The 19,082-nt window shown below is 68.7% G+C and carries 20 protein-coding genes; 13 read left to right on the top strand and 7 right to left on the bottom strand.

All coding sequences use genetic code 11. The features are described from left to right. Window positions 1-23 precede the first annotated feature (23 nt). The 3 genes from metK to CV103_RS12560 form a co-directional block, all read right to left on the bottom strand. Complete coding sequence (gene metK / locus CV103_RS12570) at window positions 24-1,205, bottom strand: methionine adenosyltransferase (protein WP_015457654.1); 1,182 nt, start codon at window positions 1,203-1,205, stop codon at window positions 24-26. A 70-nt stretch (window positions 1,206-1,275) separates the two neighbouring features. Beyond that, entirely contained in the window at window positions 1,276-2,802 is a 1,527-nt protein-coding gene (gene lnt, locus CV103_RS12565) for an apolipoprotein N-acyltransferase (protein ID WP_107395120.1), read from the bottom strand. Window positions 2,803-2,804: 2 nt separating this feature from the next. Then, window positions 2,805-3,242 (bottom strand): acyl-CoA thioesterase, encoded by a 438-nt coding sequence (locus CV103_RS12560; RefSeq protein ID WP_041865152.1) that lies wholly within the window; start codon window positions 3,240-3,242, stop codon window positions 2,805-2,807. Window positions 3,243-3,448: 206 nt separating this feature from the next. On the opposite strand from CV103_RS12560, the gene CV103_RS12555 reads away from it, so the two are divergent. Together CV103_RS12555 and CV103_RS12550 are read left to right on the top strand one after the other, a co-directional pair. After that, window positions 3,449-4,627, top strand: coding sequence for a glycosyltransferase family 4 protein (locus CV103_RS12555; protein WP_015457657.1), 1,179 nt, complete (start codon window positions 3,449-3,451; stop codon window positions 4,625-4,627). 28 nt (window positions 4,628-4,655) lie between these two features. After that, on the top strand, window positions 4,656-5,114 hold the full coding sequence (locus CV103_RS12550) for a GNAT family N-acetyltransferase (RefSeq protein WP_107395119.1): 459 nt from the start codon (window positions 4,656-4,658) through the stop codon (window positions 5,112-5,114). 92 nt (window positions 5,115-5,206) lie between these two features. Here CV103_RS12550 and CV103_RS12545 read toward each other — a convergent pair whose 3' ends face one another. Beyond that, window positions 5,207-5,659 (bottom strand): hypothetical protein, encoded by a 453-nt coding sequence (locus CV103_RS12545; protein ID WP_107395118.1) that lies wholly within the window; start codon window positions 5,657-5,659, stop codon window positions 5,207-5,209. A 341-nt stretch (window positions 5,660-6,000) separates the two neighbouring features. On the opposite strand from CV103_RS12545, the gene CV103_RS12540 reads away from it, so the two are divergent. Further along, window positions 6,001-6,396, top strand: a complete 396-nt coding sequence (locus CV103_RS12540; protein WP_107395117.1) for an endonuclease domain-containing protein — start codon at window positions 6,001-6,003, stop codon at window positions 6,394-6,396. Between the two features lie 117 nt (window positions 6,397-6,513). On the opposite strand, the gene CV103_RS12535 is transcribed toward CV103_RS12540, so the two are convergent. Further along, the gene (locus CV103_RS12535) at window positions 6,514-7,191 is read right to left on the bottom strand and encodes a uracil-DNA glycosylase (protein ID WP_107395116.1); all 678 of its coding nucleotides are present in this window, start codon (window positions 7,189-7,191) and stop codon (window positions 6,514-6,516) included. A 23-nt stretch (window positions 7,192-7,214) separates the two neighbouring features. On the opposite strand from CV103_RS12535, the gene folK reads away from it, so the two are divergent. The 9 genes from folK to CV103_RS12490 all read left to right on the top strand — a co-directional run bounded on the left by folK (window position 7,215) and on the right by CV103_RS12490 (window position 15,294). Then, the gene (gene folK, locus CV103_RS12530; protein WP_107395115.1) at window positions 7,215-7,709 is read left to right on the top strand and encodes a 2-amino-4-hydroxy-6-hydroxymethyldihydropteridine diphosphokinase; all 495 of its coding nucleotides are present in this window, start codon (window positions 7,215-7,217) and stop codon (window positions 7,707-7,709) included. A gap of 425 nt (window positions 7,710-8,134) precedes the next feature. Then, window positions 8,135-8,446: a hypothetical protein gene (locus CV103_RS12525; protein ID WP_139181741.1), complete on the top strand. Its 312-nt coding sequence runs from the start codon at window positions 8,135-8,137 to the stop codon at window positions 8,444-8,446. Between the two features lie 231 nt (window positions 8,447-8,677). Beyond that, entirely contained in the window at window positions 8,678-9,463 is a 786-nt protein-coding gene (locus CV103_RS12520) for an SDR family oxidoreductase (protein ID WP_070934392.1), read from the top strand. 72 nt (window positions 9,464-9,535) lie between these two features. Beyond that, complete coding sequence (locus CV103_RS12515) at window positions 9,536-9,901, top strand: nuclear transport factor 2 family protein (protein WP_015457665.1); 366 nt, start codon at window positions 9,536-9,538, stop codon at window positions 9,899-9,901. Window positions 9,902-9,944: 43 nt separating this feature from the next. Then, window positions 9,945-11,180 (top strand): TetR/AcrR family transcriptional regulator, encoded by a 1,236-nt coding sequence (locus CV103_RS12510; RefSeq protein ID WP_107395113.1) that lies wholly within the window; start codon window positions 9,945-9,947, stop codon window positions 11,178-11,180. Continuing rightward, window positions 11,177-11,620 (top strand): nuclear transport factor 2 family protein, encoded by a 444-nt coding sequence (locus CV103_RS12505; protein WP_107395112.1) that lies wholly within the window; start codon window positions 11,177-11,179, stop codon window positions 11,618-11,620. The genes CV103_RS12510 and CV103_RS12505 overlap by 4 nt, the downstream gene beginning before the upstream one ends. Before the next feature lie 45 nt (window positions 11,621-11,665). Then, entirely contained in the window at window positions 11,666-13,798 is a 2,133-nt protein-coding gene (locus CV103_RS12500; protein ID WP_107395111.1) for an FAD-dependent oxidoreductase, read from the top strand. A 21-nt stretch (window positions 13,799-13,819) separates the two neighbouring features. Next, window positions 13,820-14,563 carry an SDR family NAD(P)-dependent oxidoreductase gene (locus CV103_RS12495; RefSeq protein ID WP_107395110.1) on the top strand — a complete coding sequence of 248 codons (744 nt, stop codon included), beginning with the start codon at window positions 13,820-13,822 and terminating at the stop codon, window positions 14,561-14,563. Between the two features lie 5 nt (window positions 14,564-14,568). Next, window positions 14,569-15,294, top strand: a complete 726-nt coding sequence (locus tag CV103_RS12490) for an SDR family NAD(P)-dependent oxidoreductase (RefSeq protein ID WP_107395109.1) — start codon at window positions 14,569-14,571, stop codon at window positions 15,292-15,294. A 180-nt stretch (window positions 15,295-15,474) separates the two neighbouring features. Here the strand turns inward: CV103_RS12490 and CV103_RS12485 are convergent, their stop codons facing one another. Together CV103_RS12485 and CV103_RS12480 are read right to left on the bottom strand one after the other, a co-directional pair. Next, window positions 15,475-16,725: an MFS transporter gene (locus tag CV103_RS12485; RefSeq protein WP_107395108.1), complete on the bottom strand. Its 1,251-nt coding sequence runs from the start codon at window positions 16,723-16,725 to the stop codon at window positions 15,475-15,477. Further along, on the bottom strand, window positions 16,722-17,756 hold the full coding sequence (locus tag CV103_RS12480; protein ID WP_015457672.1) for a zinc-dependent alcohol dehydrogenase: 1,035 nt from the start codon (window positions 17,754-17,756) through the stop codon (window positions 16,722-16,724). The genes CV103_RS12485 and CV103_RS12480 overlap by 4 nt, the downstream gene beginning before the upstream one ends. 153 nt (window positions 17,757-17,909) lie before the next feature. Between CV103_RS12480 and CV103_RS12475 the strand changes: the two genes are divergently transcribed. Further along, window positions 17,910-19,067: an LLM class flavin-dependent oxidoreductase gene (locus CV103_RS12475; protein WP_107395107.1), complete on the top strand. Its 1,158-nt coding sequence runs from the start codon at window positions 17,910-17,912 to the stop codon at window positions 19,065-19,067. Window positions 19,068-19,082 lie beyond the last annotated feature (15 nt).

The following is a 19,082-nucleotide window of genomic DNA, read 5'->3' as shown; positions in this document are numbered from 1 at the left end:
AGCGAGGTTCCGGCCTTTCGGGGTCAGGCCAGGGCGGCCTTGAGCTGATCGACCAGATCGGTCTTTTCCCAGGTGAACAGATCGCCTTCCGGCTTGCGGCCGAAATGGCCGTAGGCGGCGGTCGGCTGGTAGATCGGCTTGTTCAGCTTCAGGTGCGTGCGGATGCCCTTGGGGGTCAGGCGCACCAGCGTGGGCAGCACCTCCTCGATCCGGGCCTCGTCCACCGTGCCGGTGCCGTGCGTGTCGACATAGAGGGACAGCGGCTCGGCCACGCCGATCGCGTAGGAAAGCTGGATGGTGCAGCGCTTGGCGAGGCCCGCCGCCACCACGTTCTTGGCGAGGTAGCGGGCGACATAGGCGGCCGAGCGATCCACCTTGGTCGGGTCCTTGCCGCTGAACGCGCCGCCGCCATGGGGCGCCGCGCCGCCATAGGTGTCGACGATGATCTTGCGGCCGGTGAGGCCGGCGTCGCCGTCCGGGCCGCCGATCTCGAACAGGCCGGTCGGGTTCACGTAGATGGCGTCGTCGCCCGGCATCCAGCCATCGGGCAGCACATCCTTGAACACGCCCTTCACATAATCGCGCAGCTTCGCCTGGCCGGCATCGTTGCTGAGCGCCGGCGAATGCTGGGTGGAGACCACCAGCGCGGTGGCGCGCACGGGCTTTCCGCCTTCATATTTCAGCGTCACCTGGCTCTTGGCGTCGGGCTCGAGGAAATCGACCACGTTGTTGTGGCGATCATGCGCCAGCCGTTCCAGGATGCGGTGCGAGTAATAGAGGGTCGCCGGCAGCAGATCGGGCGTCTCATCCGTCGCATAGCCGAACATGATGCCCTGATCGCCCGCGCCCTCATCCTTGTTGCCGGCTTCGTCCACGCCCATGGCGATATGGGCGGACTGGCCGTGCAGGTGGCAGGCGAAATCGGCATATTGCCAGTGGAAGCCATGCTGTTCGTAGCCGATGCGCTTCACGGTGGCGCGCACCGCCTCCTCGATCTCCGCCTGGCTCGGCGTCACGTCCTCGCGGCAGCGGACCTCGCCCGCCAGCACGATGCGCTGGGTCGTCACCATCGTTTCGCAGGCGACGCGGGCTTCCGGATCGCGCGAAAGGAACAGATCGACCACCGCGTCCGAAATCTGGTCCGCCACCTTGTCGGGATGGCCTTCGGAAACCGACTCGGACGTGAAGAGATAGTCGCTGCGCATCGAACACATGCCCTTTCGGAGTTTCCCGGCCCGCGGTCGCAAGCCAGATATAAAGGATTCCTTATGTCTCTTAGCGCGCGATGCGGCGGTGCGCAATCGCCAGCGCCACCAGCAGCCCCGCGAACAGGATGGGCAGGATATTGCCGTATCGGGCGAAGGGCGTGGGCGGCAGGGCGGCCGGCAGCCGCCCGGTGATCGCGCCCGCCGTGCGCCACGGCAGGCTGGCGGCGAGGTTGCCGCGCGCATCGATGATGGCGGAGATGCCGGTGGGCGTCGCGCGGATGACGGGCAGCCCTTCCTCGATCGCGCGGAGCCGCGCCTGCGCCAGATGCTGCGGCGGGCCGGACGGGCCGAACCAGGCATCGTTGGAGGGGTTGAAGATGAAATCGGGCCGGTGCGCGGAATCGACGACCTGGCCGGAGAAGATCATCTCGTAGCAGATCTGCACGCCCACCTTGCCGAAGCCCGGCAGGCCGAGGCTCCTCGGCCCCGGCCCCGGCCAGAAATCGAGATCGCCCGGCGCCAGCCGCGACAGGCCGATCGCCGACAATATCGGCCGCATCGGCAGATATTCGCCATAGGGCACCAGATGCGCCTTGTCGTAGCGGGCGAGGATGCGGCCGCGCGCGTCGATCGCGAACAGGCTGTTGCGCGCGCCGGCGGCGAAATTGTCCTTGCCCCATTCGATCGCGGTGCCGCCGGTCAGCATGATATCCCTGGGGCCGAGCAGGCGGGCGATGCGCGCACGGGCGCGGATATCCTCGGGCCGGCTTTCCTCCAGATATTCGGGCACGGCCGCCTCGGGCCAGAGGAGCAGGCGCGGTTCCGGGCCGGGCGTGCCGGACAGGCTCGCCAGACGGGCGAAATTGCGGTCCTCGAAGCCCTGGCGCCACTTGTCCTGCTGGCCGATATCGGGCTGGACGATGCGGACGGCATGGCCCCTGGCCGGCACCGGCGCGCCTTCGGCCAGCAGCAGCGCGACGCCGATCGCGATCGGCCCCGCCGCCAGCGCCGCGCCCGCCTTCCAGCGGCGCTCGCCCAGCAGCATCAGGCCGCCCGCGACGAGGATCGCCACGCCCGAAAGGCCGTAGGTGCCGATGAAGGGCGCCAGCCGGGCGACGCCCAGCGCATCCAGCCAGATCACCCCCAGCGGGTTCCAGGCGAAGCCGGTGAACAGCGTCGCCCGCAGCCATTCGGCGAATATCCAGGCGGCGGCGAGGATCAGCGGATAGGCATCGCCGCGCCTTCGCCCGCCCGCCCAGCCAAGCCCCGCCGCCAGCGCGGGAAACAAAGCGAGATAGAGCGCGAGCAGCGTGACCGCGATCCACCCCAGCCAGGCCGGCATCGCATCCTGATAATGGAAGGCGGTGGCGATCCAGTCATTGCCGATGATGAAATGGCCGAGGCCGAACCACCAGCCCACCGCCAGCGCCGCGCGCAGGCCCGGCGCGGCCCGCACCAGCGCCATCCACAAGGCGACGGCGGCCAACGTCACCGGCCACAGCCCCAGCGGCGCGAAGCCCGTGGCCGAAACCCCGCCCAGCGCCAGCGCCGCCAGCCAGCGGGGCCAGCGGGCGCGGCCGATTATCCGATCCATCCTCATGCGCGGAGCGACCGGCCTTCGTAGCGCTCGAACAGCGCCACATAATCGTCGGGCAGCGGGCTGGGCGCCCGGTCCGCGCCGATATGCACCTGCACCGTCTCGCCCAGCGCGCGCAGGTCCTCGCCCTTGCCATGGCCGTGAAATTCGAAGGCGAAGGTCAGCGAGGTCCGCCCCGCGCGCACCAGCCGCACGCACAGGTCCACCACCTCCTCCAGCCGGATCGACGCCTTGTAGTCGATCGTGGTGCGCGCGATCACGAACTGGGCCAGACCCTCCGCCCCGCCCGGATCGGGCACGCCGGCGGCGCGCAGATATTCGGTCATCGCGATATCCAGATAATCCAGGTAGCGCGCGTTGAAGACCACCGCCTGGGCGTCGATCTCCGAATAACGGACGCGCTTGGGGTAGGAGAATCGGAAATCGGATCGCGCCATCATGTGCCTCCGGCTGGGATGCGGAAGGGGGCTAGAGCATTTTCGGGCCGGGTGGAATCACCGGCGGCCGGAAAAGCGCCGCAAGCTCCCTCCCCCCCGCCTTCGCGCCGGCAGGGCGCGGCGCGGCGGCCACACTCGTCCGCCTATCGTGATCCGCGCCGGCCGGCCATTGGCCTTTGCCCGCCGAACGACTAAAGGCGCGCTCCATGCAAACCAGCGATCTTCGCATCGCCCTGTTCACGGGCAACTATAATTATGTCCGCGACGGGGCCAATCAGGCGCTCAACCGGCTGGTGGGCTATCTTCTGGGCCAGGGGGCCGCGGTGCGCATCTATTCGCCGCGCACCGACACCCCGGCCTTCCCGTCGGTGGGCAAGGTGGTCGGCGTGCCGGCGATCCCGCTGCCCGGCCGCGCGGAATATCGCGCGCCGATCATGATCCCGCCGTCCGTGAAGCGCGACATCCGCGATTTCCGGCCCAACCTGTTCCATGTCGCCAGCCCCGAGATCCTCGGCCACCGCGCCGTGACGCTGGCGCGCAGGCGGGGGCTGCCGGTGGTGGCATCGGTGCACACCCGGTTCGAAACCTATCCGCGCTATTACGGCCTCACCTTCATGGAGCCGGTGGTCGAAGCCGCGCTGCGCCGTTTCTACCGCCGCTGCGACGCGATCTTCGCGCCATCCGAATCGATGGCGCAACTGCTGCGCGACCAGCGGATGAACTATGATGTCGGCATATGGTCGCGCGGGGTGGAGCGCGACATCTTCTCGCCCGACGTCCGCGATACCGCCTGGCGCCGATCGCTGGGCATCGCCGACGACGAACCCGTGATCGGCTTCGTCGGCCGGCTGGTGATGGAAAAGGGGCTGGACGTCTTTTCCGATGCGATCGACACGCTGGAACAGCGCGGCGTGCGCCATCGCGTGCTGGTGATCGGCGAAGGCCCGGCGCGCGAATGGTTCGAACGGCGCCTGCCGCAGGCGGTGTTCGTCGGCTTCCAGAAGGGCGCCGACCTCGGCCGCGCGGTGGCATCGTGCGACATGCTGTTCAACCCGTCCGTCACCGAGACCTTCGGCAACGTCACGCTGGAGGCGATGGCCGCTGGCCTGCCGGTCGTCGCCGCCATCGCCACCGGCAGCCAGAGCCTGGTGGAGGACGGCGTGACCGGCCGCCTCGTCCGCCCCGGCGCGATCGCCGCCTTCGCCGATGCGCTCCAGCATTATTGCACCGATGCCGCCGCCCGCGCGGCCGCCGGGGCCGCCGGGCGCGGCGCCAGCGAACGTTATGGCTGGGATGCGGTGAACCAGCATCTGGTGGACGCCTATCTGCGCGTCATCCGCCAGCGCGCCGAACGGCACCGCCCCCCCACCCAGCGCCCGCGCTGAGCGGCGGCAGGCGGCAGGCGGCGGCGCAATGGAGATCAGGCGGGACGATCCGACGGCGCCGCACGTCGCGGACCTGCTGGCGCACCATCTTCGGGAATTGCGCGGGGTGATGGCCGAACATGCCTTCGCGCTGGATGCGACCGGCCTGTCGGCGCCGGACGTCACCTTCTGGACCGCCTGGCGGGGCGACGCGCTGGCCGGCTTCGGGGCACTGAAGCAGCTCGACGCCGCCCATGGCGAGGTGAAGTCGATGCGCGCCGCGCCTGCCGCGCGCGGCACCGGCATCGGCCGCGCGATGCTGAACCATATCATCGCCGAGGCGCGCGCACGCGGCTACACCCGGCTCAGCCTGGAAACCGGGACGGCGCCCCTGCACGCCCCCGCCGTCGCGCTCTACCGCAGCGCCGGTTTCGTTTCCTGCGAGGCCTTCGCCGATTACCGGCCGAGCCCGCACAACCAGTTCCTGAAGCTCGAATTCCCGGCCTAAGCGGCGCGGACAGATTCGGATCACGGCCGCTGTTGGAGTTTTCGATCCAATTGCTGTCTGTCGGGACTCGCCGACAAAGCCGACGTCCCGCACTAAGCGGTTTGACGTGCCCACGACAATGCAAAAGGCAACGCGATTGCGGTTGGAAGACCGAACATAGGGACTATGCCCTTTCCCGCGAAACCGCCGTCCGCAGGGCCGAAAAATAGGTTCGTGAAGAAAAAGTGTCCAGCCGCGTATAGGAAGACTGCAACTATCAATGCTGTGGCGACGGGATAGCGTGGCTCAACATTCCGCGCGATCCACAAAGACGGCAATGTGATCAGGATTGACCACATCACTGTAACAGCAGCACCGATCAGAAAAACCAGCGGCGCGATAAGCAGGAGGGCGCCGGAACCGGTGATCACGAAGTAGCCCGTGAACAAAGCCGTTCCAATTGCTGCACCAATTCCGCCCGCCTTAAAAGCGGCTCTGATTACATCTCGAACCGAGAGGGCCTTCTGGATCATTTCCGCAGGGTAGATGATGTCGGCGCCGCGCACCAGATATCGTCCGCAACCCCCGACTTTTCGGTCCTTCCCTAGGCTGCGGCGACACCCCGATTTCGGACTGGCGGGAATTAGGCCGGCAAAGCCCCTCGCCCAACCTTTCGCGAAAGCGAGAGAGGGCTCTGATTGCCGTCCGTTTCCTTCGACAGAGCCATCATTGAAAGCCGCCGCATTTCCCACGTTCAGCTTGCGATACCTGACCGGCAGCTTTCCGGGGATTCGGCCGAAATCCTGCCTGTCAGGGTGCGATGGCATTGCGGACCTTCCTCCCCTCCCTGAAAGGGAGGGGTTGGGGGTGGGTTGGCGCGCGCAGCGCGCCTCGATAACGTTGCGTTATGCGGCGCGTCCCCGAACATATGACGGCCAATGCACGGGCCTTGCGCAACAGCCAGACGGAGCCTGAACGCCTTCTCTGGCGGCGACTGTCGCGCTATCGCCCACGTTTCACCCGGCAGTTGGTTGTTGGACCCTATATTCTGGATATTGCATGCCGGTCGGCTGGGCTGGCGATCGAGTGCGATGGCAGCCAGCATCTCGACGCCCATGATTATGACGCGCGACGTGACCAGTTTCTCGCGGATCAAGGCTGGGTCGTTCTGCGATTCTGGAATGGCGAGGTGCTGGCCAATCCTGCCGGCGTAGTGGAGGCGATCCTCGCCAGAACCGCCGAGTGCCTCGGCGGAACCCACCCCCAACCCCTCCCTTCCAGGGAGGGGAGGAAAAAGCGCTGACGTCCGCTTCCCCCGACTTTTCTGCCATTCGCTGGTCGTTAGGCGCCTCCCGAAACCCGACAGTCGATCACCATCGGAATTCGTCCGCGCGGCCTGGAGCGTTCCGCGGATGCGCCTTCAGCGCGTTTGCGGTGCGCCGCCGTCCGCCAGTTCCACCGCGCGCGCGAACACCGCCTCGAACATCTCGGGCGTCAGCCGCCCGGTATTCTGGTTGTAGCGGGAGCAGTGGTAGCTATCGATCAGCAGCATGCCGCTCGGCAGGCGATGCTCCGCGCCGTGGGCGAAACGATATTTGGGCAGCTTGCCGCCCAGCGCCTTGATCGCGGACTGGTGGGCGATCTGGCCGAGCGCCACCACCACCCGGAGGTTGGGTAGCGCCTTCAGGTCCGGTTCCAGGAAGCGCCGGCAGGTCTTGATCTCCTCCGGCGTCGGCTTGTTTTCCGGCGGCACGCAGCGCACGGCGTTGGCGATGACGGCGCCCTTCAGCGCCAGCCCGTCGTCCGCGCGGCCGGCGAACTCGCCCTCCGCCAGCCCATATTTCGCCAGCGTCGCATAGAGCAGCCCGCCGGCATAATCGCCGGTAAAGGGGCGGCCGGTGCGGTTGGCGCCCCACAGGCCCGGCGCCAGCCCGACGATGGCCAGCCGGCCTTCCCGGTCGCCGAAATCCGGCACCGGCGCGTTGAACCAGTCGGGATGCTCGGCGCGCTGCGCTTCGCGGAAGGCGGCGAGGCGGGGGCAGAGCGGGCAATCATGCCCCGGCACGGCCGGCGGTTCGTTTGGGCTGGGATTGGTCATCGCGCTGCGATAGGCGCAGGCGGATGCCGCGCACAAGCTATGCCATCGCCCTGGGATCGAACCGCCGCCACGGCCGCCACGGGCCGCCGCCCCGCGTGATCGCGGCCGCGCTCGACGCGCTGGAGCAGGCCAGCGTGCGCGTGATCGCCCGCTCCCCCATCATCGCCACCCCCGCGGTCGGCCCGGCGGGGCGCGGCTTCGCCAATGCCGCCGCGATCGTCGAGAGCGACCTCGCCCCTCCCGCATTGCTGACGCTGCTCAAGCGCATCGAGCGCGCCTTCGGCCGCCGCCCCGGCCGGCGCTGGGGCGCCCGCGTGCTGGACCTCGACATCATCCTCTGGTCTGGCGGCAGCTGGCCGCCCTTTCCGCGCCGGGCCGGACCGGGCCGGCTGGCGGTGCCGCACCGCGCCTTCGCCGCCCGCGCCTTCGTGCTCGATCCGCTGCTGCGGGTGGCCCCCGGCTGGCGCCACCCGCTTAACGGCCGCACCGTCCGCCAGATGCGGGCGCGCCTCCGCTGACTTCCGGCCGGACATAAAGATGAAGGCGGCCGATCATTGCCAAGATTGACGATCGGCAAATAGAATTTTCCCGAATGCGAACCATATCGCGATGATACTTCGGGATTAATCACATGATTTCATGTTAACTATAAAACAGGCTTTTCACTTCTCCTGAATAATGTCCTTTCAAATCACCTTCCGCGCGATCGATTTTACACAATTTAACTAAGCGAAATCCGCCTTATCGATTAAGGAGATCACGTCCGGCACGATCGGACACGCGATCCCTTGGGAGCGCCCGGCGGCGCTCTCTTTTTCGGCTTTCGCTCCGGCGACGGGAAGCACGGGACATCGGGTCACCGCCTTCCCGCAGGCTCGGGCAGGCCCAGGCGAGGCGCCGGATCGTGCATCGCACGACCGAAACGGAAATGGTGACAGGCGAAATGGCATATACGAATCTCGCGAAGTTCGATCAGCAGATATTCTGCCGGTTCAGCACGCGGCATTCCTATGCCTATCTCGTCATCGCCATGCCGCACGGCACCTCGCCGGGGGATCGCAAGCCGGCGCGCGCCCTGCCGCGCTGCGCCAACGACGTGGATGAGGCGCCGATCCACCTGAGCACGGTGCGCCGCAGGAAGTGGCAGGCGCTGCGCTGGTCGGGCGATTTCGGCACCGCCCGCCGGAGCGCGCATGTCCTTTCGGGCCTTCCGCTGTGGAGCGACGTGCGCATCATCCCGGTGAAGGCGCTCTGACCTTTCCCGCGTAGGCCGCGCGCTCCGGCACAGGCCGCGAGCAGCGATCAATCGTTCACCTCGCGCGGCGCGCCGTTGGCGCGGACTATCGAAATCGAGCCACGCATGCGGCCGCACCGCCGCTCCATCCGCCATGCCCGCTTGCCCATCGACTGATCATATGTTCAATTAATCGCGGAATCGGGGCGATGGCATACCGGCTCCGCAAGGATCAGAAAAAAGGATGAGGCTATGCTGCTGAAGGACAAGGTGATCGTCATCACGGGCGTGGGGCCGGGCATGGGCCAGGCGATGGCGCGCATCGCCGCCGCCGAAGGGGCGAAGGTGGCGATCGGCGCGCGCAACGGCGCCTTCCTGGAAGGGGTCGCCAAGGAAATCCGCGCCGCCGGCGGCGAGGCCGTGGCGCAGGTGACGGACGTTTCCAAGCGCGCCGATTGCGATGCGCTGGCCAATGCGGCGGCGGCCGCCTTCGGCAGGATCGACGGCCTCGTCAACAGCGCCTATGCGGCGGGCGAGAACGGCCTGTTCGATGACGGCGACCTCGAATCCTGGGCGTCGGTGATCGACGTCGCCTGCATGGGCAGCGCGCGGATGGCGCAGGCGGTGCTGCCGCACATGAAGGCGCAGGGCGGCGGCGCGATCGTCAACGTCGCGACGATGCAGTCCCTGAAGCCGCTGCCGGGCGGATCGCCCTCCTACGCCGTCGCCAAGGGCGCGCTCACCACGCTGACCCGCCAGATCGCGGCGGATTACGGCCGCCACAACATCCGGGTGAACAGCACGCGCATGGGCTGGCTGTGGGGCGAGCCGGTGCGCAACGCGATCAAGGGCATGGCCCAGCATCAGGGCATTTCGGAGGAGGACATCGTCAAGGGCGTCGCCGCCCGCATCCCGCTGGGCGTGATCCCGCCGGAGGAGGAATGCGCCCGTTCGGTGCTGATGTTCGTATCCGACTATACACGCATGGTGACGGGCGCGGTGCTCGACATCAACGGCGGCGAGTGGATGGCGCCCTGATCCTTCCCGTTCCCCCGGCCGGCGTCGGCGCCGGCCGGGCAATGAGGGCGCCGCAATGGTAGGAGAGAGAGCATGAACGTCGAGGATATGCCGATCGCATCGCTTTCGGCCGTCAAGGCGCAGGATCGCGCGGGCTGGCTGGCCCTGTTCGAGGAGGATGCCGTGGTGCAGGACCCGGTCGGCCCCTGCGACTGGGACCCGGCCGGCGAAGGACAGAAGGGACGCGAGGCGATCGCCCGTTTCTACGACATGTTCATGGGCCTGCAGGAATCGCTGGATTTCGAGATCCATCACCTGGTGGCGCGGGGCGACGAGGCGGCGGTGTCGCTGACCCTGCACATCACCATGAAGGACGGCAGCCGCCACGCCACCCGCGCGATCAACATCTACAAGGCGTCGCCGGGCGGCAGGATCGCCTCGCTGCGGTCCTTCTGGTGATCGCGCGGCCGGCCATGGTCCTGTCGACGGCCGGCCTGCGCTGATGGCCGGCCGGCCGGCCATGACGGCGGCGGGGCACAATGCCGCCGGCGCCATCGCGCGCGCCGCCGCCAACCTTTGCGCGGAGGCCGGCGCGGCCGGCGTCACCGTGCGCGGCGTGGCGGCGGCGGCCAGCGTCGCCCCTTCCGCCGTGATCTACCATTTCGCCAATCGGGAGGGCCTGCTGGCCGCCGCCCATGCGGCGATGACCGAGGCCATCGCGGAATGGATGGCGGATGCCCGCGCGGCTTCGGCCGACGGGCGCGGCAACGGCCTTTCGGCCGAAGCGCTGGCCGCCGCCATCGCCATCGCCTTCCTGCGCGACCATCGCGCCGCGCTGGTGGCCTTGCAGGAACTGAACCGCGCGGCACTGCGCGGCGATCTGGCGCTGGGCGACCGCGAGGCCGACTGGAGCCGCGTGGTCCGTTTCTGGTCCGCCGTGACCGGCACCGGCGACGGCGCGGGCGAGACGGGGCCGATCTGGAGCGTGATCCTGGAGGGCGCGATCTCGATCGCCGCGCTGGAGGTGGACCCGATCGTGCGCGACGCGCTGATCGTCGATCTCGTCGCCCGCGCGGGCGACAGGATCGCCCGCCGCCCGCTGCGCACAGCCCCCGCCGTCGCGCCCGCCCGCACCCCGCCTGCCCGGCCCGATCATCCGCCCGGCCGCCAGCGCATCATCGAGGCGGTGATCGCGCTGATCGGCGAGGCGGGCGTCGGCAACCTCACCCATCGCAACATCGCCGCGCGCGCGGGCGTGGCTGTGGGCACCGTGAGCAACGCCTATGGCGACAGGCAGGCGATGATCGTCGACGCCTTCGACGACCTGCGCTGGCGCGGCATCGACGCGGTGATCCTCGGCCCCGCCCCGCCCCGCCATTATCTGAGCGAGATCGTCTTCACCCCTTCGGGCGACCTGCGCACCGAGCTGGCGCTGATCCACGCCGTGGGCGCGGCGCTCGTCCGCAATCCAGACCTGGGCGGCGCCGGCCCCGGCGGCCTTGCCGACAGCGTCCGCCACCTGCGCGAAGGCATGGCCGAACGCTGGCTGGCGATGCGCGGCATCCATGGCGTCGATGCGATCGATGCGGCCCTGTGGGTCGCCGTCACCGCCGCGATCGTGGAGCGCGCCATCTGCCTGCCGCCGGCCGGGCGCCGCCACTGGGCCGATCGCGCCGCCGACGATCATCTGGCCGCCCTGTTCGGCCCGCCCCCGCCTTCCGATGGAGTAGAGGAATGACAAGCCCCGCCAACCGCGCGCTGTTCGTGCGGATGCTCGAAACGCTCGGCACCAAGGATTTCGACGGCTTCCAGGCCTGCCTTGCCGAGGACGTGCTGCTGGAATGGCCCTTCCCGCCGATGGCCGGTTTTCCGACGGAGGCCCGCGGCGCCCGCTGGTTCCGCGAGAATCTGGAGGCGAGCTGGGCCGATTTCGCGCCTTATGCCTATCGCATCGCCGCCATCCACGAGATGGCCGATCCCGACAGGCTCGTCGCCGAGTATAGCTCGCACAGCACCTATCTGCCGACCGGCCGGCCTTATGAGAACGCCTATGTCGCGGTCGTCTGGTTCGAGGGCGGGCGCATCAGCCGCTGGCGCGAATATCTGAACCCGGAGGTGATCGCCCGCACGCTCGCCCCCGGCGCCCAATGGCGGGACGAGGCCGCGCCCGCCGCCTGACGCCCGACAAAATAGAGAATAGAAAATCTGAGAGGATCGCCGGCTATGGCGCAAACATTCCCCCATCTGCTCCAGCCCGGCCGGATCGGCGGGCTTCGGCTCCGCAACCGCATCTTCATGACGCCGATGGGTTCCAACCTGGCCGACGAGGACGGCATCACCGGCGATCGCCTGCGCGCTTATTATGTGGAGCGCGCCAAGGGCGGCGCGGCGCTGATCACCATGGGATCGGTATCGATCGGCTATCCCGAAGGTTCGGGCAACTGGCGCAACGAGGCGATATCGCACGATCGCCACATCCCCGGCGTGGCCAGGCTGGCGGAGGAGCTGCACGCCCATGGCGCCAAGCTTGCCATGCAGCTGCAGCATGCCGGCCTCGTCGCGATGAACGACATGCGCGACGGCCGCCCGCTATGGACGCCATCCGAGCCGCTGATCGGCAAGGACAGCGGCGACATGATGGACGGTTTCCTGGAGGACGAATATCGCATCTTCACCGCGCCGATGGCCGCGATGGGGGAGATACGGTATCGCGTAATGACCACGCAGGATATCGAGGAACTCGTCCAGATGTTCGCCGCCGCCGCCGTTCGCGCGGTATCGGCGGGCGTGGACGCGATCGAGCTGCATGCCGGCCACGGCTATCTCATCTCCTCCTTCCTCAACCCGCTGATCAACCGCCGCACCGATGATTATGGCGGATCGATCGAGAACCGCGCCCGCCTGCTCTGCGATATCATCCGGGGCGTGAAGCGCGCCGTGGGGCCGGACGTGCCGGTATGGCCGCGCATCGACAGCCAGCATTTCCTGATCGACGGCGGCATCACCGTGGAGGACGCGGCCGAAACCGCGCGCCTCGCCGCCGCCGCCGGCGCGGATGCGATCCATGTTTCGGCCGACGGCCATCCCGGCCGGGGCGCCACTTATTCCACCGGCCATGCCACCGATATCCGCAACGGCTTCGTCCCCGCCGCCGCCCGCATCCGGGCCGCGGCCGGCGTGCCGGTGATCTGCCCCGGCCGGATCGAGCCCGCGGACGCCGATCGCTTCATCGTCGAAGGCAAGATCGATTTCGTGACCATGGGGCGCAAGCTGCTGGCGGACCCGCACCTCCCCGCCAAGCTGGCCGCCGGCAAGGCCGCGAGCGTGCGCCCCTGCATCTATTGCTACACCTGCATCAGCCAGATCTTCTTCAGCCGCCCGGTGAAGTGCGCGGTGAACCCCGAAACCGGCTTCGAACGCGAACGCGCGCTGACGCCGGCGGAAAACCCCCGCCACATCGCCGTGATCGGCGGCGGCCCGGCCGGCATGGAAAGCGCCCGCCGGCTGGCGAAGCGCGGCCACCGCGTGACCCTGTTCGAGGCGACGTCCACGCTGGGCGGCACCGCCCGCTTCGCCTCGATCGCCTACGCCCCCAACGAGCGCATCGTCGCCTGGCTGAAGCATGAGCTGGCGGCATCGCCCGTGACGGTCCGCCTCAACACCGTCGCCACGCCGGAGCTGCTGCGGTCGCTGGGCGTGGAGGAGGTGATCGTCGCCACCGGCGCCCGGCGGGACATGCCCGCCATCCCCGGCGCCGATCTGCCGCACGTCTTTTCCGGCGACGACATGCGGCGGCTGATGCTGGGGCAGGACCTCGACACGCTGGCCGGCAAGACCGACCGGACGACGCGCACCGCGATGAAGCTGGGCGCGCTGACCGGCCTTACCGCCCGGCCCGGCTTCATCCGCGCCGCCAGCAACTGGTGGATGCCGTTCGGCGAACGCATCGCCATCATCGGCGGCGAGCTTGTCGGGTTGGAGCTGGCGGAGTTCCTCGCCAAGCGCGGCCGCAAGGTGACGGTGCTGGACGACGCCGCCAAGTTCGGCGCCGGCCTGCAGGTCGTCCGCCGCTGGCGCGTGCTCGACGAGCTGAAGGAGCTGGGCGTCACCCTGCTGCCCGAGGCGCATGACATCGCCATCCTCGAAGGCCGCGTGCGCTATGCCAATCCCAACGGGCAGGAACGCACCATCGCCGCCGATCAGGTGATCGTCGCCAAGGGCGCCACCGGGGACACCGCGCTGGCGGGCGATCTTCGCGCCACCGGCTTCACCGTCCACACCGCCGGCGACTGCACCGGCATCGGCTATATCGAAGGCGCCATGCAGGACGCCGCCGAAATCGCCGCCAACATCTGAAGAACAGGGAGGATATCGATCATGGCTGGAAGGCTTGCAGGCAAGGTCGCGCTTGTAACCGGGGCGGCATCGGGGATCGGCCGGGCCACGGCGGTGCGGCTGGCGGAGGATGGCGCGAGCCTGATCCTCGCCGATCTCAACCGCGCCGCGCTCGATCCGGTGGCGGCCGAAACCGGCGGCATCCCGATCGCCTTCGACGCGGGCGACGCGCAATCCTGCCGCGATCTCGTGGCGCAGGCGATCGCGGCGGCCGGGCGGATCGACATCCTCGCCAACATCGCCGGCATCATGGACTGGGGGCCGATGGCCGATTTCGAGGACGATCGCTGGGAACGGATGCTGCGCATCAACCTTTCGGGCGTGTGGCACCTGAGCCGCGCGGCCATGCCCCATCTGGTCGAAAGCCGGGGGGCGATCGTCAACATGTCCTCCGCCGCCGGCCTGGTCGGCATCCCCTACACCACGGCCTATTGCGCGGCGAAGGCCGGCGTGGTCGCGCTCACCAAATCGCTGGCGATCGAATTCGCCGCCGCCGGCGTGCGCGTGAACGCCATCTGCCCGACCGGCGTGAAGACGGCGATGCACGGCAGCGTCGCCCTGCCCGACGGCGTCGACATGGCGCTGGTGATGCGCAATTCGCCCAAGCTGGGCGATCTGTGCGAGCCGGAGGACGTGGCGGCGGCCGTCGCCTTCCTCGCATCCGACGACGCGCGCAAGATCACCGGCATCGCGCTGCCGGTCGATGCCGGACAGACGGCGGGGTAAGGGCGATGGCGGCCGTCAGCTTCGACTTTTCCTGCCGGCGCGTGCTCGTGACCGGCGCCACCAGCGGCATCGGCGCGGCGATCGCGCGGGCCTTCGCCGATGCGGGGGCCGAGGTGATCGCCACCGGCACCCGCCCTTCGGCCGGCGATTATGCCGATCCGCCGCCCGGCGAATATCGCCGCTTCCTGCTGGGCGATGCCGCCAGCACCGATGCGCTGATCGCCTCGATCGACCGGCTCGACATCCTCGTCAACAATGCCGGCGTCACCGGCCATCCCGAGGATTTCGCCGCCGCCGTCCAGACCAACCTCACCGGCGTCCATCGCCTCACCACCGGCCTCGCCCCGCTGCTGGAGGCGAGCGACATGCCCGGCGGCGGCGCGGTGGTGTCGATCGCATCGATGATGGCGGTGTTCGGCAATTCGATCTTCCCCGGCTACAGCGCCGCCAAGGCCGGACTGCTGCTGCTGACGAAATCGCTGGCGCAGGGCTGGGGCGGGCGCATCCGCATCAACGCCGTCGCCCCCGGCCCGGTCCGCACGCCGATGACGGAACGCTATGCGGACGACCCCGCCTACGGCCCCGCCACCGCCGCCCGCATGGCGCTTGGCCGCTGGGGCGATCCGCAGGACATTGCGGGGCCGGTCCTGTTCCTCGCCAGCCCGGCCGCCGCCTTCATCACCGGCGAATGCCTGGTCGCCAGCGGCGGCTATATGATCGCGGAGGCGTAAGGGGCGGAACCGGGGCCGCAAGCGCAAGCGCGGGGTGATGGCGGCGGCCCCTCGTTCCCTTCTTCGTCATTCCCGCCTTCGCGGGAATGACGAGGTTTTGGGGGCCAGGGCGCGCCGGACGGGCAACCTCCGCATCGACCAGCGCGAGGGGCTGCCCGACGAAGGGACGTTGCCCGCCCCTCAAACGGCCTCCGCCGCCATCGCCCCGCGCCGTTCGCGGCCGATGGCGAAGGCGGCGAGCGCGAAGCAGGCGGCGGCGATCGCGAAGCCAGCCATGTGCGCGCCCACGGCGAGGCCGTAATTGCCCGTCACGTCGCGCAGCCAGCCGGCCAGCGGCGCCATGCCGAACAGGAAGGGCACGGTAAGCAGGCCGGACAGGCCCATGACGCGGGCGAAGGCGGCGCGGCCGAACAGATGGTTCACCAGCACCGACTTGGCGGTGATAAAGCCGCCGCCGCACATGCCGATGACGACCGCGTCGAGGATCAGCACGCCATAGCCCACCGGCAGGATCAGGATCATCCACACCGCCGCCTGCACCACGCAGTTCAGGATCAGCGCCGCGCCGCCGCCGAAGCGATCCGCCAGCCAGCCGAACAGCAGCGATCCGGCGATGCCCGTGCCGCCGGATATGGCCGAAAGCAGCGCCGCCTGCTCCAGCGTCCAACCCCGTTCGGTGACGAGGGGGACGAGGTGGACCATCTTCGTCACGCCCGCGCCCACCGCGAGGCCCGATCCCACCACCGTCAGCAGGAATACCGGCATCACCAGCAGCGACAGCATCGGCACCGGCCGGGCGGCGGCGGCCTGCGCGGCGGCGATCGGCCCGTCCGCGCCATAAGGGCGCTCGCCGATCGCTTCCGGCCGGTCGATCACCAGCCACAGCAGCGGCAGGATCGCGGCGTGCAGCGCCGCCAGCGCGATCAGCACGCCCTTCAGGCCCAGATAAGGCAGCGCCCAGGCGGTGGCGAGCGGCACCGCCATCACCATCAGCGGCATGTTGACGATGCCCAGCATCACCCCCTGCCGTTCGGCATACCAGTTGGTGACGAGGGTGGCGTTGGGCAGCATCCCCATCATGGCGATGCCCGGCCCGATCATCAGCCCGTATATCGCCAGCACGGCAATGCCCGAGGGCGCGAGCGCCAGCGCGACATAGCCGGCGGCGAGCAGGACCGCCCCCAGCATCAGCGTGTAGCGGATGGTGAGCCGGCCGATCAGCGCGCCGATGATCGGCGCCATCAGCCCGCCCGCCAGCACCACCAGCGACAAGGGCAGCGAGACCATCGCCCGCGACATGCCGTAGGTGCGTTCGAACTCGTGGAGCAGCGGCCCGAAGGCGCCATAGGTCGGCCCCACCGCCAGATTCTGGGCGATGAAGGCGATCGCCACCATCCGCCCGCCGGAAAAATGCGGGGCCGGCCCGCTCACGCCGCCGCCTCCGGCCCGATCTCCAGCATCACCTTCACCGCATCCGGCCGGCACTGCGTTTCGAATGCCTCGCCGATCGCGGACAGCGGCAGGCGGTGCGATATCAGCGTGCGGCGATCGACGGCGCCGCTGCGCATCAGCTCCAGCGCCTCCACCAGCTCCTCGGGCGCATAGCCGTTCGATCCCAGGATCGCCGGCTCCTTCTGGATGATCGGCCCCATGTCGATGGTCATCGCCCCTTCGAATCCGCCGAAGCAGATGATCCGCCCGTCCCGGAGCGCGATCAGGCGCAGCGCCGTCTCCAGAGGCGGCGGGCCGGCCATGTGGGCGATATAGCCGGCGCAGTCGAACACCACGCCGATATTGGCGGAAATGCCGCGATACCCCTCCTCGGTGCCGCAGACCGCCGCGACCTGGGCGAAGACATCGCCGTCGCGCGGGTTGACGATATCGGTCGCGCCGATCTCCAGCGCCTTGTCCAGCCGCGCCTGCTGCACGTCGATGGCGACGATCCGCCCCACCGGAACGCCGCGCGCGCGGATCGCCTGGATCACGCCCAGCCCGATGATGCCGACGCCGAACACCGCGACATTCTCGCCATCGCGGATCGCCGCCTTGCGCACCATCTGCAGGCCATCGGCCATGGGCTCGGTGGTCGCGGCCTCGGCGAAGCTCACGCCGTCCGGCATGGCGACGAGCTGATAGGGATTGGCCGGCACCGCCACCCGATCGGCCATGCCGCCGCCCAGCCCCGTCACGCCCACCACGCGCTGGCCGAGCTGCCAGCCCTCGACGCCCTCGCCCAGCGCCGCGATGCGGCCGGCGAATTCGTGGCCCGGCACCGTATAGCCTTCGGGCGTCCGCCGGGTCAGCCGGTCGCGATAGCTGTCGTTGCGATACATGTGCAGATCCGATCCGCAGATGCCGCATGCCTCCACCGCGACGATCACCTCGCCCGGCGCGGGCATGGGCGGGGTCGCGTCGCTCCGCATCCCGATATGGCCGGGCGCGGTGAAATCGGCTGCCTTCAAGGGCTCTCTCCATCCCTCGCCGCCTTCTGCGGGCGGCCTTCCTCGGACCGGCAGATTTTCACATCCCGATCATGCCGGCAAATTATATTTACAGTGTGTAACGTAATTAATATCGTCCACAGGAACCAAAAGGAATCATCGAGGGGACGAGAGATGCGCAAGGTGAAGCTGCGGGCGGGGATTTTCCTGGCGCCCTTCCATCCGCTGGACGAAAATCCCACGCTGGCGCTGGAACGCGACCTCCAGCTTGCGGTGGATGTCGAGAATCTCGGCTTCGACGAATTCTGGTATGGCGAGCACCATAGCGGCGGCTACGAGCTTTCGGCCTCGCCCGAGCTGATGATCGCCGCCGCGGCCCAGCGCACCAAGCGCATCCGCCTGGGCACCGGGGTGATATCGCTGCCCTATCACAACCCGCTGATGACGGCGAACCGCATCGCCCAGCTCGATCATCTGAGCTTCGGCCGCCTGATCTTCGGCGCCGGCCCCGGCCTGCTGGTGTCGGACGCGCACATGCTGGGCCTCGACGCCACCGACTCGCGCCGCAAGCTGGACGAGGGGCTGAGCGTCGTCACCCGCCTGCTGGCCGGCGAATGGGTGACGGAAAAGACGAGCTGGTATGACCTGCGCGACGCGCATTGCCAGCTTCTCCCCTATAATCGCGACCTCGAGCTGTGCGTGGCGAGCACCTTTTCGCCCAATGGCGGCAAGCTCGCCGCCAAATATGATGCGGGCATGCTCTGCCTCGCTTCCACCATGTATCAGGGCTTCGACGCGCTATCGATCAACTGGCAGATCGCGCAGGAAAGCTCGGCGAAGCTGGGCCGCACCATGTCCCCCTCGCGCCTCCGCTGCGCGACGGAGATGCATATCGCCGAAACCCGCGACAAGGCGATGGACCAGGTCCGCGCCGGTTACGAACGCTATCTGCAATATATCAAGAACCAGTCCGAGCAGCTTCCCGATTCGCCCGCGCACCTGACGCTGGAGGACCTGATCGAGCGGCAGGAGATCGTCGTCGGCACGCCGGACGATGCCATCGCCCAGATCCGCCGGCTGGAGGAGAAGGTGCCCGATTTCGGCTGCCTGCTGCTACTGGAGAAGAACTGGTCCGCGCCGCACCATCTCCGCCGGTCGCTGGAGATGTTCGCCCGCTACGTCCTGCCGGAAATCAACGGCGACAATCAGGCACGGGTCAGGAGCTTCGACTGGTGCCGCGAGAAGCGCGACGACTTCATCGAGACAATCATGACCGCAAACCAGAAGGCGTTCGCCCAGCATGCGGCCGAAACCGCCGGCGAGGCGGCCTGAGCGCCGGCTGGACCG

Origin of the sequence: Edaphosphingomonas fennica (assembly GCF_003034225.1) — a bacterium.
GTDB lineage: Bacteria > Pseudomonadota > Alphaproteobacteria > Sphingomonadales > Sphingomonadaceae > Sphingomonas_E > Sphingomonas_E fennica.
Note: the sequence above shows the minus strand (reverse complement) of the source record. Positions and strands in the feature narration are given on the sequence as shown.

Bases quoted from the DNA above. Each gene is read 5' to 3' on its own strand.
- metK (WP_015457654.1), bottom strand. From the start codon at position 1,205: ATGCGCAGCGACTATCTCTTCACGTCCGAGTCGGTTTCCGAAGGCCAT.
- lnt (WP_107395120.1), bottom strand. From the start codon at position 2,802: ATGGATCGGATAATCGGCCGCGCCCGCTGGCCCCGCTGGCTGGCGGCG.
- CV103_RS12560 (WP_041865152.1), bottom strand. From the start codon at position 3,242: ATGGCGCGATCCGATTTCCGATTCTCCTACCCCAAGCGCGTCCGTTAT.
- CV103_RS12555 (WP_015457657.1), top strand. From the start codon at position 3,449: ATGCAAACCAGCGATCTTCGCATCGCCCTGTTCACGGGCAACTATAAT.
- CV103_RS12550 (WP_107395119.1), top strand. From the start codon at position 4,656: ATGGAGATCAGGCGGGACGATCCGACGGCGCCGCACGTCGCGGACCTG.
- CV103_RS12540 (WP_107395117.1), top strand. From the start codon at position 6,001: ATGCGGCGCGTCCCCGAACATATGACGGCCAATGCACGGGCCTTGCGC.
- CV103_RS12535 (WP_107395116.1), bottom strand. From the start codon at position 7,191: ATGACCAATCCCAGCCCAAACGAACCGCCGGCCGTGCCGGGGCATGAT.
- folK (WP_107395115.1), top strand. From the start codon at position 7,215: ATGCCGCGCACAAGCTATGCCATCGCCCTGGGATCGAACCGCCGCCAC.
- CV103_RS12525 (WP_139181741.1), top strand. From the start codon at position 8,135: ATGGCATATACGAATCTCGCGAAGTTCGATCAGCAGATATTCTGCCGG.
- CV103_RS12520 (WP_070934392.1), top strand. From the start codon at position 8,678: ATGCTGCTGAAGGACAAGGTGATCGTCATCACGGGCGTGGGGCCGGGC.
- CV103_RS12515 (WP_015457665.1), top strand. From the start codon at position 9,536: ATGAACGTCGAGGATATGCCGATCGCATCGCTTTCGGCCGTCAAGGCG.
- CV103_RS12510 (WP_107395113.1), top strand. From the start codon at position 9,945: ATGGCCGGCCGGCCGGCCATGACGGCGGCGGGGCACAATGCCGCCGGC.
- CV103_RS12505 (WP_107395112.1), top strand. From the start codon at position 11,177: ATGACAAGCCCCGCCAACCGCGCGCTGTTCGTGCGGATGCTCGAAACG.
- CV103_RS12500 (WP_107395111.1), top strand. From the start codon at position 11,666: ATGGCGCAAACATTCCCCCATCTGCTCCAGCCCGGCCGGATCGGCGGG.
- CV103_RS12495 (WP_107395110.1), top strand. From the start codon at position 13,820: ATGGCTGGAAGGCTTGCAGGCAAGGTCGCGCTTGTAACCGGGGCGGCA.
- CV103_RS12490 (WP_107395109.1), top strand. From the start codon at position 14,569: ATGGCGGCCGTCAGCTTCGACTTTTCCTGCCGGCGCGTGCTCGTGACC.
- CV103_RS12475 (WP_107395107.1), top strand. From the start codon at position 17,910: ATGCGCAAGGTGAAGCTGCGGGCGGGGATTTTCCTGGCGCCCTTCCAT.